This is a genomic window from Streptomyces sp. NPDC020965 (genome assembly GCF_044333555.1).
Taxonomy (GTDB): domain Bacteria; phylum Actinomycetota; class Actinomycetes; order Streptomycetales; family Streptomycetaceae; genus Streptomyces.
Window position 1 is genome coordinate 69,568 of sequence record NZ_JBIRRE010000017.1, and the last position, 12,670, is coordinate 82,237.

9 protein-coding genes are annotated in these 12,670 nt (G+C 71.7%); 2 read left to right on the forward strand and 7 right to left on the reverse strand.

The window, feature by feature from the left end:
- Positions 1 to 35: 35 nt before the first annotated feature.
- Positions 36 to 1,022, reverse strand: a complete 987-nt coding sequence (locus ACH4S7_RS34565) for a hypothetical protein (protein ID WP_398525364.1) — start codon at positions 1,020 to 1,022, stop codon at positions 36 to 38.
- 184 nt (positions 1,023 to 1,206) lie between these two features.
- Positions 1,207 to 2,898, reverse strand: a complete 1,692-nt coding sequence (locus tag ACH4S7_RS34570; RefSeq protein ID WP_398525365.1) for a class I adenylate-forming enzyme family protein — start codon at positions 2,896 to 2,898, stop codon at positions 1,207 to 1,209.
- Between the two features lie 414 nt (positions 2,899 to 3,312).
- Here ACH4S7_RS34570 and ACH4S7_RS34575 point away from each other — a divergent pair, with 414 nt between their 5' ends.
- Positions 3,313 to 4,470 (forward strand): acyl-CoA dehydrogenase family protein, encoded by a 1,158-nt coding sequence (locus ACH4S7_RS34575; protein WP_398525366.1) that lies wholly within the window; start codon positions 3,313 to 3,315, stop codon positions 4,468 to 4,470.
- A 129-nt stretch (positions 4,471 to 4,599) separates the two neighbouring features.
- Complete coding sequence (locus ACH4S7_RS34580) at positions 4,600 to 5,766, forward strand: thiolase family protein (protein ID WP_398525367.1); 1,167 nt, start codon at positions 4,600 to 4,602, stop codon at positions 5,764 to 5,766.
- A 343-nt stretch (positions 5,767 to 6,109) separates the two neighbouring features.
- On the opposite strand, the gene ACH4S7_RS34585 is transcribed toward ACH4S7_RS34580, so the two are convergent.
- From ACH4S7_RS34585 to ACH4S7_RS34605, 5 genes are all read right to left on the reverse strand, one after another.
- On the reverse strand, positions 6,110 to 7,111 hold the full coding sequence (locus tag ACH4S7_RS34585; protein WP_398525368.1) for an acyl-CoA dehydrogenase family protein: 1,002 nt from the start codon (positions 7,109 to 7,111) through the stop codon (positions 6,110 to 6,112).
- Positions 7,108 to 8,229: an acyl-CoA dehydrogenase family protein gene (locus ACH4S7_RS34590; RefSeq protein WP_398525369.1), complete on the reverse strand. Its 1,122-nt coding sequence runs from the start codon at positions 8,227 to 8,229 to the stop codon at positions 7,108 to 7,110. Before ACH4S7_RS34590 ends, ACH4S7_RS34585 begins: the two co-directional genes overlap by 4 nt.
- A gap of 22 nt (positions 8,230 to 8,251) precedes the next feature.
- Positions 8,252 to 9,037 (reverse strand): enoyl-CoA hydratase/isomerase family protein, encoded by a 786-nt coding sequence (locus tag ACH4S7_RS34595; RefSeq protein ID WP_398525370.1) that lies wholly within the window; start codon positions 9,035 to 9,037, stop codon positions 8,252 to 8,254.
- 99 nt (positions 9,038 to 9,136) lie between these two features.
- Entirely contained in the window at positions 9,137 to 10,999 is a 1,863-nt protein-coding gene (locus ACH4S7_RS34600; RefSeq protein WP_398525371.1) for an alkyl/aryl-sulfatase, read from the reverse strand.
- Positions 11,000 to 11,042: 43 nt separating this feature from the next.
- Complete coding sequence (locus ACH4S7_RS34605; RefSeq protein WP_398525372.1) at positions 11,043 to 12,623, reverse strand: AMP-binding protein; 1,581 nt, start codon at positions 12,621 to 12,623, stop codon at positions 11,043 to 11,045.
- Positions 12,624 to 12,670 lie beyond the last annotated feature (47 nt).

Below are 12,670 nucleotides of genomic sequence, written 5' to 3' on the forward strand. Positions count from 1 at the left end.
CGACGGGTGACGGGAGGAGCCGGGCCGGCGTGCGGTCAGGCGCCGCGCTGCTGGCGGGCGAACTCCTTCTCGGGTTCTTCGAAATGGGCCCAGGGCCAGCGGGTGTAGGCGCCGTCGAGCGCCTGGAAGACGCGCCGGACCGCCTGGCGCTCACCGGCCAGCGACAGGGCCATGGCGAAGGTGTTGAAGTCCTGCTGCCAGCCCGGCTGTCGCACATGGGCGGGGTGCAGGATGCTGTGGTCGGCGGCGTGTCGCAACTCGGCCTGGATCTGCGGGGATTCAAGGCAGTCCGCACGGTCCGACTCCACCCATTCCTCGATGTGGGCGGAGGCGATCACACAGCCGAGCCGGTGCCCCTGCGGGGCACGGGAGAGCGCCTCGCGGGCGAACGCCAGGGCCTGACCGGGCTCGCCACTCCAACGGGGCTGGAGCTGCGACAGTCGTTCGACGTGGGTCTCCAGACCCAGCGGGTCGCGGCGCAGGGCGGCGGCGAACCGGACCTCGTGGAGGCCGGCGCCCAGCGACATGCCACGGCCGGAGGTGAGGAGGCGGCACCACGGTGTGACCCACTCCGGCCGCAACTCGGCGGCCTCGAAGAGGTGCTCCTCGGCGATGTGCAGCCGCTCGTGGAAGACCCGCCACTGCTCCCGCGTGACATGCACGGCGCGCGCGGCGGTGCGCGCCTCCCAGCCCCAACTGACGTGCCGGGCACCGGATATCAGCAGGGCCGTCGCCCGGTGCTCCGGGTCCTCGTCGACGGCCCGGCCGATCCAGTCCTGCACACCGTCCAAACCGGCCAGCACACCGAGGACCTGGTGGTCGCGACCGAGATCGAAGGGGGCCAGCGCGGCCTTGACCGCCGCCCAGTCACCCGCGTCGGCGGCCTCGATCAGCGCGAGCACCCGCTGGTCGCCGAGCGCGCGCAGCGTGTACATGCCGTTCCGCTGTCTGCGCGGGACGGGCAGGGCATGAGGATCCGCCGCCGGTCTCTCCCCGTCCCTGCCGAACAATCTGCCCAACATGCCGCACCCTCCCTGGCCCGCGTGTGTTCCGGTGCAGCATAAGCGGGCTCACCGACATCACTTCCACAGGGTATTCACGGGTGCTCCACAGGTCCGGTCCCATCCCGATGCCGGCCTGAGTCGCGGACCCCCCCGCCGGTACGGCCGGCAGTACCCGGTCCACCACGGGGTGTCCGCGCGGTCCTCACTGGTGCTGGAGGCGGGCGCGCAGCTCGGTCTTGAGGATCTTCCCGGTCGGGGTGAGCGGCAGCGCGTCCACCACATGCAGCTCCCGCACCCGCTGGTACGGCGCGACCCGGCGGGCGACATAGGCCAGCACCTCGTCGCGGAATTCCTGCCCGCGCTCGGCCTCGGCAGCCGCCTGGGGTCGCAGGAGCACGAAGCCGACGGGAATCTCCCCGGCCTCCGGGTCGCGACGGCCGACGACCGACGCCTGGGCGATGGCCGGATGGGAGCAGAGCAGCTCTTCGAGGGGCTGTGGATAGACGTTGTACCCCTTGTAGATGAGCATGTCCTTGGCGCGCCCGACGAGGAAGAGGAAACCGTGCTCGTCGAGACGGCCCAGGTCTCCGGTGCGGAGCCAACCATCAATGAACTGCGCGGCGGTCAGCTCCGGGTCGTTCTGGTAGCCGTCGGTGATCTGCGGGCCGCGGGCCCAGATCTCGCCGGTGTCACCCTGGGGCAGGACGGTGGTCCCGTCCTCGGCCCGGATCTGGAGTTCGGTTCCGGCGAGGGCGATGCCGACGCTGCCGGGCGGGGTCTCGATCGCGCAGCCGGGCGGCGTCATCGTCAGGCCCATGGTGGCCTCGCTGAGGCCGTACCCCTCGTGGACGTCAGCCCCGGGGAGGAGTTCGCGGAGCCTGCGCAGCGCGCCGGAGTCGATCGGCGCGGCGCCCGAGGTGACCGAGCGGACGGATGAGAGATCGCGCCGGCCCGCTTCGGGACTGCGGAGCATCCCGTAGTACATGGCGGGCGAGCCGGACATCTGGGTGACGCCGTACCGCTCGATGTCGATGATGAACTGGTCGGCGTCGAACCGGCCTCCGGTGATGACCGCGGTGCTGCCCAGCACGGTGGTGCCGTTGTGCCCGACCAGCCCGAGACCGTGGAAGAGGGGCGCGATGGAGATGGTGGTCCCGGTTCCGGGGGCGAGGGCCCCCGGCGCGGGAGGCTCGATCGGCGCGAGCCGGACGCCGCCGTCGTCGTCCAGCACCGGGCGCGAGCAGGTGCGCCAGCAGAGGCCCTGCAGCACATTGGCGACCAGATTGCGGTGGAGCACCCGAACCGCCTTGGAGCGGCCGGTGGTGCCACCGGTCAGTTGGAGGTGGGCAACCAGAGCGGGGTCGGGCCGGTACTCCGTCAGCCGGTCATGGACGAGTAGCTCCGCGAGGGGCACGGCGCCGTCGGGCAGGACGGCGTCCGCGGGCGCCGGAGCGGCGGCGGAGCCGGGGACGTGGACGATGAGCCGGATATCGTCGGCGGCCTCGGCGAGGACGGCGGCGTTGGCGGGGTGGGTGACGATCGCCCGCGCGCCGCAGTCGGCGAGTTGGGCGCGGAGCGCAGGGGCCGGCTGGGCGGGGTTGAGCGGGGCGACGGCGGCGCCCGCGCAGAGCGCGCCGTAGTAGGCGACGAGGTACCAGGTGGTGTTGGGCATGTGGAGCGCGATGACGTCGCCGGGCCGCACCCCCCTCTCCCGCAGTCCGCGCGCGACCCGCAGGGCGGCGTCCTCCAGCGCACTGAACGTCAGCGTCTCCGCGCCGTCGAGCAGCGCGATCCGGTCCGGATACGCGCGGGCCGCACCGCGGAGCAGCGCGTCGGCCGCCACGTCGGGTATGTCCAGGGTCGACAGCGTGCTCTGGTGCAGGACACGGGCCATGAGATCTCCTGAGTAGCTGTCGAAGTGAATCGATGCTGCCGCGCTGATGACGCGCAAGGACTCACCCTGCGGACGACGACCGTAGGGCCCTGCCCGAGCCGTTACCGATCCGAGCCGGACAGACAGCTCTGAGCCACGCAAGCCCTGATGCCGGGGCTGGCACCTAGTAAGTTAATTCAGGCTAACGTCGGTGTCCAGAGCCCGGACACACCGCGCCCGACCCGTCGGCCAGCACCCGCACCACCACGGCCACCACCAGGGAATTCGATGGAACATCGGAGTCACCAGCCATCCCACCAGAGCCCATCCCGCCAGCACAGAAGGGGCATTGAGATCTAGACACGATGGTTATCAAGGATTAACTTCATGGGTGCTCGGCCGCTCTGCCGAGCAGCTGGGGAAGGAGGTCCGATCATGCGCCGCAGCATCTTCACCGAAGACCACGAGGCATTCCGCACGACTGTCCGGAAGTTCATCGCCGAGGAGGTCGCCGCGCACTACGCCGCCTGGGAGCGGCAGGGCCAGGTACCGCGCGAGCTGTACCGGAGCCTCGGCGAACTGGGCGTCTTCGGGATCCAGGTCCCCGAGGAGTACGGCGGCGCGGGCATCGACGACTTCCGGTACCAGGCGGTACTGCGGGAGGAATGCGCCCGCGCGGCCGTGGGGCTCGGCGCGGAGACGGTGCACACCTGTCTGGTGCTGCCCTATCTGCTGGAGTTCGGCAGTCCGGAACAGAAGACTCGCTGGCTGGGCCGCTTCGTCTCCGGCGAGATGATGACCGCCATCGCCATGACCGAGCCGGGCGCCGGCTCCGATCTCGCGGGCATCCGCACCTCGGCGCGGCTCTCGGAGGACGGCACCCACTACGTTCTCAACGGGGCCAAGACCTTCATCACCGGAGGCGCGCAGGCCGATCTCATCCTGGTGGTCTGCCGCACCAGCCCGCACGATCCGGAGAACCGCCGGGCCGGCCTCTCCATCCTCTGTGTGGAGACCGATTCCCCGGGGTTCACCGTCGGCCGGAAGCTGGAGAAGATCGGTCTGCGGGCCCAGGACACCGCCGAACTGTCCTTCAGCGACGTTCGAGTCCCGGTGGCGAACCTCCTCGGTGCGGAGGGCGGGGCCTTCGCCTATCTGACGCACAACCTCGTGGTGGAACGCCTCGGTGCGGCCGTCAACGCCTGCGCCAACGCCGTCGCCGCGATCGGATTCACCCGGGAGTACGTCCAGGAGCGCCACGTCTTCGGCAAGCCGGTGGCCGCCTTCCAGAACACCAGGTTCGTCCTCGCCGAGTGCGCCGCCGAGACCGAGGCCGCGCAGGCACTGGTGGACCGGGCCCTGGAGCTGCACGCCTCGGGTGAGCTGACCCCCGCCGACGCCGCCAAGGCCAAGCTCGTCTGCACGGAGACCGCGGGCCGGGTGATCGACAAGTGCCTGCAACTGCACGGCGGCTACGGCTATATGCGGGAGTACCCGATCGCCCGGCTGTACGCGGACACCCGGGTCTCCCGGATCTACGCCGGGACCAGCGAGGTCATGAAGACCATCATCGCCAAGGACCTCGGCCTCTGAACCGGCCGCCCACCGAGCACCGCCCCCGGCACCCCGCTCTCCCGTCCCGTCCCGTCAGGGGAACATCCCCGCGGCGGGGGGGACTCCCCCGTGACGTCCCCGACAACTCCCCCCGACAAGGAGACTTCCATGCGTGACGCAGTGATCGTCGACGCCGTACGCACCGCCGTCGGCAAGCGGGGAGGCTCACTCTCCGGGCTGCACGCGGCCTCGCTCTCCGGCCAGGTCCTCCATGCCCTCGCCGAACGCACCGGACTCGATCCGGCCCTGGTGGACGACGTCATCTGGGGCTGCGCCTCCGGGGTCGGTATGCAGGGCGGCTGCATCGGCCGGGCGGCCGTGCTGGCGGCGGGCTGGCCGGAGTCCGTACCCGGGGTCACCGTCGACCGCCAGTGCGGCTCGTCGCAGCAGGCCGTCCACCAGGCGGCGGCGGGTGTGATCGCCGGACAGTACGACGTGGCCGTGGCGGGCGGCGTCGAAATGATGAGCAGCATTCCGCTGGGCACCACCCGGCTCGACGGCCGGTGCGGGGAGCCGTTCGGCCCGGACGTCTTCGACCGCTACGCCGGAGTCCGCTTCCACCAGGGCACCGGCGCCCAGTTGATCGCCGACGAGTACGGGATCTCCCGGGGCGAGATGGACCAGCACGGCCTGGACTCCCACGCCCGTGCGGCCGGGGCCGTCGACGAGGGCCGCTTCACGGGCCAGATCGTCCCCGTCCCGACGACCGACGAGAACGGCACCCCCGGGGTGTTCGACACCGACGAGGGAGTGCGCCGCGGTTCGACCTTGGAGACCCTCGCCGGCCTGAAGCCCGCCTTCGGACCGGACGGCTCGATCACCGCGGGCAACGCCTCGCAGGTGTCCGACGGGTCCGGCGCCCTGCTGGTCACCACGAGTGGGTTCGCCAGGTCCCAGGGCTGGACCCCGATGGCCCGTATCCACACCGCCGTCGTCGCCGGGACGGATCCGGTGACCATGCTCAAGGGCCCCATCCCCGCCACCGCCAAGGCGCTGCGCAAATCCGGACTGGCCCTCGGGGACATCGGCGTCTACGAGATCAACGAGGCGTTCGCCGCCGTCACCCTCGCCTGGCTCCGTGAGACGGGCGCCGACTACGAGCGGATGAACCCCCTCGGCGGCGCCATGGCGATCGGTCACCCCATTGGCGGCTCGGGCGCGCGGATCATGACCACCATGGTCCACCACATGCGGGACAACGGAATCCGCTACGGCCTCCAGTCCATGTGCGAGGGCGGCGGCATGGCCAACGCCACGGTCCTCGAACTCCTCTGACTCTCTGGGGCCGGCCCGTTCCGGTCCGCCCGCAGCCCCCGGCCGGGGAGACCCCGCGCCGGCCGGGGGGCCTGATGCCCGGGACCGACACCCGCGTGGATGCTCTTCCACCGGCACAGCCCAGCGCCGTGTACGGGTGGGGCATCGCCGTCGCGCCGTGGGTGGGGGCATCGCCGTCGTCACGATCAACCGCCCGAGGCCCGCGACGCCGTCAACCGTGCCGTGGCGGAGGCCGTCGCGGGCGCCATCGACACACGGCTGTACCGGCCCCCGCCACGGGGGCCGGTATCCGTGCGAGACGGGCCGGGACAGCATCCGGACCGGGCCGCCGAGGGGAACGGCGTCAGCCTCCCGCGTCGGTGAGCCGGGTCCAGACACCCGACTCACCGGCGTCGGCGGCACGGCCGCCCAGGTCCTCGGCCCACCGGCGCTCGCTGTCGACCGCGTCCCGCCAGGCCCACAGCCGACGGGTGAACCGGTGCAGCGGGTACTCCTCGGTGACGCCCATCGCACCGTGCAACTGGTGTGCGGCGCGGGCGACCGCGGTGGCGGTGCGGGCGGTGACGATCCGGGCGATCGCCGCCGTGTCCGCGCTCACCCCGGCATCCCGGGCGTGTGCCAGCGCGGCATCGGCCTGGATCAGTTCGACCCTCATGAGCGCCAGCCCGCCCGCCACCGCCGGGATCTTCAGCAGCGGTGCGCCGAACTGCTGCCGCTCGGAGACATAGGACTTGGTCAGCCGGTACGCGCCCTGGGCGGCGCCGGTGACCGCGGTGGACCAGAGCACGGCGGTTCGTGCGCGGATCCGCCCGTATCCGGGTGCGGCATCGATCTCGGCGGCGGGCGTCCCGACCAGCAGCACGGTGTCGCGCGGATCGCCGGCCAGATCGTCACCGGGGCGTACGGTCACCGAGGGGTGGTCCAGATCCACCACGACGGGACCGGCGCCAGGAGCGCAGATCACCAGCCGGTCGGCGTCGCGTGCCCAGGGCACGGAGGCCAGTTCGACGTGGAGCGTCCCGTCGCCCGTGAGGGCGTGGTCCAGGGGCCCGTCGAGCAGCACGAGGGTGCTGAACCGCTCGTCCAGGGGCCCCGCGTGGCTGAGCACCCAGTCCGCGGCGGACGCCTCGATCACGGGCTGGCCGACTCCGTGTCCGGCCAGCGCCGCCACCAGGACGAGCAGATCGTCGAAGGTGCCGCCGGAGCCGCCCAGGGCCTCGCCGACGCCCACCCGGGGCAGCCCCAGCTCACGCAGTTGCGCCCAGAGCGCGGCCCGCTCGCCATCGGCGCCGCGACGCACCAGATCGTCCACCAGCTCCCGGATTTCGGCGGCGAACTGGCTCATGATCGGGCCTCCTGACGGGCGATGAGGGAGAGCAGCACATCGGCCGCGCCGCCGCGCAGCGCGAATGCGGGCGACGCGAGGAGCGCCTGGCCGAAGACGGAGTCGGGAGCGGCGTCCCGGGCGAGGCCGGTACGGCGGAGCGCCTCGATGACGTCGTACTCGAAGGCGTTGCCCAGGTATTTGAGGGCGGCGGCCCGCTGGACCGGCGCCGCACCGGCGTCCATGGCCCGGGCGACTTCGAAGCAGAGCCTGCGCAGCACCGCCAGCCTGGCCACCAGGGAGCCGAGCAGGGACCGCAGCTCGCGGTCCGCGCCGTGGCGCGCGGCCTCGGCGATCAGTTCGACCAGCACGGGGTAGCTGGAGAGCACCCGCTCGGCCCCGCCGCGTTCGAAGGACAGCTGTTCGACCACCTGCCGCCAGCCGCCGCCGACCTCGCCGAGCACCCGGTGCGCCGGGACGCGGACGTCGTCGAAGCGCACCTCGTTGAAGTGGTGTTCGCCGGAGAGGTCGATGATCGGGGTGACGGAGACGCCTTCGGCGGTCATGTCGACGATGAACTCGGTGAGTCCGTCGTGCTTGCGGTCGGTGCGGGCGGTGCGGGCGAGCAGATAGGCGTGGGTGGCACGGTGGGCCTGGGTGGTCCAGATCTTGTGGCCGTTGATCCGCCAGCCGCCGTCGACGGGCTCCGCCGTGGTGCGCACCGAGGCGAGGTCGGAGCCCGCCTCCGGTTCGCTCATGCCGAGGCAGAAGACCGCGTCGGCGGAGGCGATCCGTGGCACGATCTCCTCCTGGAGTTCGGGCGAGCCGTGCCGCAGGATCGCGGGCCCGATCTGACGGTCGCCGATCCAGTGCGCCGCGACCGGCGCGCCGGCTCGCAGCAGTTCCTCGGTGACGGCCAGCCGCTCGACGTGGGTGCGTCCCGCGCCGCCGAACTCCTTCGGATAGGTCATGGCGATCAGCCCGCGCGCGGCGAGTTCTCTGCTGAACTCCAGGTCGAAGGAGCGTAGCCAGGAGTCGCTCCGGGGGGTGTAGCGCCCGGCGGATCGCCAGTCGTCGGTCAGTCGGCGGACCTGTTGGCGCAGTGCGCCGGAGGTCTCCGGGGAGGGTGGGTGCTCCATGACAGCCTTTCGGGCAGCGGGGTCAGCGGCCGGTGAAGACGCCGGGGCGCTTCTCCTGGAAGGCCGTGAAGGCTTCCGCCGAGTCCTCGGTCGAGGTGATCACGGCCAGATGGGACGAGATCAGGTCGAGCGCGGTCCGCAGATCGTGGCGCGCGCCCTGCCGGACGGCGCGTTTGATGGTCTGGACGGCGATGGGCGGGCGCTCGGCGAGTCGGGCGGCGTACGCGTAGGCGGCGTCCAGCAGGTCCTCGTCGTCGTGCACCTCGTCCACCAGGCCGATCCGCAGGGCGTCGTCGGCGTTCACGAAGTCTCCGGTCCACAGCAGCCGCAGGGCGGTGGAGACGCCGACGACACGGGGCAGCAGCCAGCACCCGCCGTCGCCGGGCACGAGGCCGACCTTGATATAGCCCTCGGAGAACCGGGCGCCGCGTCCGGCGAAGCGCAGATCGCAGAGGAGCGCCATATCCATGCCCGCGCCGACGGCGGGGCCCGCCACGGCGGCGATCACCGGTTTGGTGACCTCTTCGAGGGTGAGCGCGACCCGGTGGACGTTCCGGGTCAGTAGTTCCTTCTCGGCGAGGGGGGTGCGCTTCTCGCCGCCCGCGAACTCCGCGAGGTCCACTCCGGAGCAGAAGGCGCCGCCCGCGCCGGTGACGACGATGACCCGTACGTCGGGGTCCTGTTCGGCCTTCAGCAGGGCGTCGGCCCAGGCGTTGACCATCTCCATGGTGAAGGCGTTCTTGCGCTCGGGGCGGTTGAGCAGGATCGTGGCGATCCGGTCGCGGACCGCGTACTCCAGGTCTGTCATGTCGTTCTTTCTCTCCGACTCTGTCTCCGGCGTGCTCTCTGGAAGCCGGCTCGCTCTCCGGCCTGCTCGCCGGCTCTCTCTCCGCGTGCCGGGCGGCCGTCAGGGCCGGACGATCCGGAAGTCTCGGTCCGGCTGCTCGAAGAGCCCTTCGAAGACGGTGAGCACGGCGGCTTCGCCGTCCAGTTCCAGCGTCCCCGCGGCGGCGGCCTCGGTGAAGGAGGTGAGCCCGGCGACGATCCCGTTGAGGTCGCGGCGCCCCAGGCGGATCGTCAGCCCGGGGTTCTCCTTGCCCGGCGCGTCGCCGGGCATCGGGGTGAGGACCCCGTTGCCGACGAGGACCGTCCAGATCTCGTCGGTGTCGGTGAACTCCCAGCGCATCAGCAGCCGGTGCGCCGCGGCCCGGGGGCCGTGCAGTCGCACGGCGAGCATCTCGAAGATCTGTCGAGTGGCGAGGGCCGCCAGCACCTGGGGGCTCTCCCGGCGCGGGGCTCCGCCCGCCGGTGCGTCGGTGCTCCGCAGTTCCTGGGCCCCGGTGAGGTAGATATTGCGCCAGGTGCCGTTCTCCTGGGCGAAGCCGAGCCGTTCGTAGACGGTCGCCTGGAGTTCGGCCGCTTCCGGGTGGTCCGGCTCGGCGAAGAGGACATGGTTGAGCAGTTCGGCCGCCCAGCGCGGATCGCCCTCGTCGAGGGCCGCGCGGGCGCGGGCCACGGTCGCGTCGGCGCCGCCGATCGCGGCGACGTACCGCTTGGCCTGCTCGACCGGCGGGTGCTGCCAGAGGTGCGCGGGGTTACCGTCGTACCAGCCCATGTAGCGCTGGTAGACGGCTTTGACGTTGTGGCTGATCGAGCCGTAGTAGCCACGGGTGCTCCAGGCCCGCCCCAGTTCGCCGGGGAAGGAGTGGATCTCCTCGGCTATCTCGGCACCGGTGCGGCCCTGGTTCATCAGCCGGACGGTCTGGTCGTGGAGGTAGGCGTAGGCGTCGCGCTGTTCGGTGAGCATCCGCAGGACTTCGGCGTTGCCCCAGGTGGGCCAGTTGTGGGAGCCGATGACGATGTCGGCATCCTCGAAGAGTTGGATCGACTCGGTGATGTACGACGCCCAGGCGTGCGCGTCGCGCACCAGGGCTCCGCGCAGGGTGAGGACGTTGTGCAGGGTGTGGTTGACGTTCTCGGCGATGAGCAGGATCTTGCTCTCGGGGAGATAGAAGTTCATCTCCGACGGCGCCTCGGTGTCCGGTGTGAGCTGGAAGACGAACCGCACCCCCGCGAGCAGCATCTCCTGGCCGGTGGTGGTGACGGTGGCGGTCGGCGGGAGGAGGCCCGCGGTGCCGGTGGACAGGGCCTGCGCCAGACCGAATCCCACGTTTCCACGGGCCCCCGCCGGTAGCGTGCGTCCGTACATGTAGACGGCGCGGCGGAGCATCGCGGGCCCCGCGAAGATGTTCTCGCTCACGGCGTGGTGCATGAAGCCCTCGGGGGCCACCACGGCACACTCCCCCGACGCGACGGCCGCGGCCGTGGTGACGCCGAGCACTCCGCCGAAGTGGTCGCCGTGGCTGTGGGTGTAGATCACCGCCTGGACGGGCCGTTCGCCGCGGTGGGTCCGGTAGAGCGCCAGTCCCGTGGCGGCGACCTCAGCGGTGGTCAGCGGGTCGATGACGACCACGCCGTCGGTGCCCTCGACGATCGTCATGTTCGACGCGTCCAGGCCGCGGATCTGGTAGACGCCGGCGGCGACCTCGAAGAGCCCCTGCGCGGTGTTGAGCCCGCTCTGCCGCCAGAGGCTGGGGTGCACGGTGTCCGGGCACTCCCCCTCGTTGAGGAAGTCCCAGCGGTCATTGTCCCAGACGACGCGTCCCCGCTCGTTGCGGATGACACAGGGCCGCACGCTGTCGATCAGACCGCGGGTGGCGTTGTCGTGGTCGGTGGTGTCGTTCCAGTCGAGTTCGGCCGGGATCTCCATCGCTTCTCTCCTTCTCCGTACGGGCGGCCGGGCGGCCGGTGTGTCAGCGGTCGCCGAACTCGGCGCGCAGGGCGCGTTTGAGGACCTTGCCGCCCGGGTTCCGGGGCAGCTCGGCGGCGAAGTGGATCCGGTGGGGTTTCTTGTACGAGGCGATCCGCGCCCGGGTGAATTCGATGAGTTCCCGTTCGGCGGGTCGGGGCACGTCCGGGCGCGGGACCACGACGGCGGTGACGGCTTCGCCCCAGGTGTCGTGCGGGACGCCGATGACCGCCACCTCGGAGACCGCCGGGTGCTCCGCGAGCACCGCCTCGACCTCAGCGGGGTACACGTTCTCGCCACCGGTGACGATCATGTCCTTGATCCGGTCGGTGAGGTGGAGATAGCCGTTCTCGTCCAGGTAGCCGCCGTCCCCGGTGCGCAGCAGGCCGTCCCGGTCGAACAGTTCGGCCGTCTCCCGGGGGCGGTTCCAGTACCCCGGGGTGTTGTGGGGCGAGCGTACGCGGATCTCGCCGACGGTCCCCGGCGGGACCGGTCTGCCGGTGGTGATGTCCGCGATCACCACCTCGACGCCGTGCCGGGGTCGTCCGGTGGACTTCAGCAGATGCCGCCGGGGGCCGTCGGCGACATGGTCGTCCGGGGGCAGTTGGGTGACGGTGCCACCGGCCTCGGTCAACCCGTACTTGCCCATGAACCGGCAGCCGAAGACGGCCATCGAGCGGCGGAGCAACGCGGGGGTGATGGGCGCGGCGCCGTAAGAAATCAACCGCAGCCGGGAGAAGTCGCGCCGGTCGATGCCGGGGAGTTCGGTGAGCATATGGAGCACCGATGGCACCAGGAAGGAGTGGGTGACCCGGCCCCGCTCGATGGCGTCCGCCGCCGATGCGGGGGTGAAGTCCGGGAGCAGCAGGCTGGCGGCGCCGGCGCCGAGGGCCACCCTCAGCCAGCTCAGCCCGCCGATATGGAACAGCGGCAGGGCGTTGAGCGCCACCGAGTCGGCGGTCCAGAGATGGGCGTCGAGGTCCCGCTGGTCGGCACTGAGGTTGTCGTGGGTGAGCAGGACTCCTTTGGGCGCGGCGGTGGTGCCGGAGGTGTAGATCTGGAGGAAGACCTCGCCGCCATCGGCGTCCGAGCCGCGGTGCGGGTCGTCGTCGGGGTGCGCGGCGAGCCATGCCTCATAGCCGGGCACCTCACCGGGGTCGCCGTCCCGGGTGCCGTTCGGCGCGTGGTCGGCGGCGGGGCCGATGGTCACCAGTGGCAGGCCGGGCAGCGCCTCGCGCACGGCGTGCGCGGCGGGCAGGAACTCCCGCTCGGCGATGAGGACCCGCAGTCCGGCGTCCCGGGCGACCTCCGTCAGCTCGCCGCGGGACAGCCGCCAGTTGAGGGGTACGGTGACCAGTCCGGCCTTGCCCGCGGCGATCAGGGTCTCGGCCGCTTCGGTACGGGTGCGCGCGAGAAGGCCGATCCGGGACCCGGCGGGGGCGACGGAGAGGAGCGCGCGGGCGACGCGGTTGGTGCGGGTGTCCAGGGTGGCGTAGTCGACGGTGCGGCCCTCGCAGATCAGCGCGGCCGACCCGGCCCGCTCCCTGGCGTACCGGCGGATGGCGTCGGGCAGATGCACGGCCATGAAGGGGTCCCTCCATCGTCTTGGGGGAAGGTACGGCGGCGGGCCTG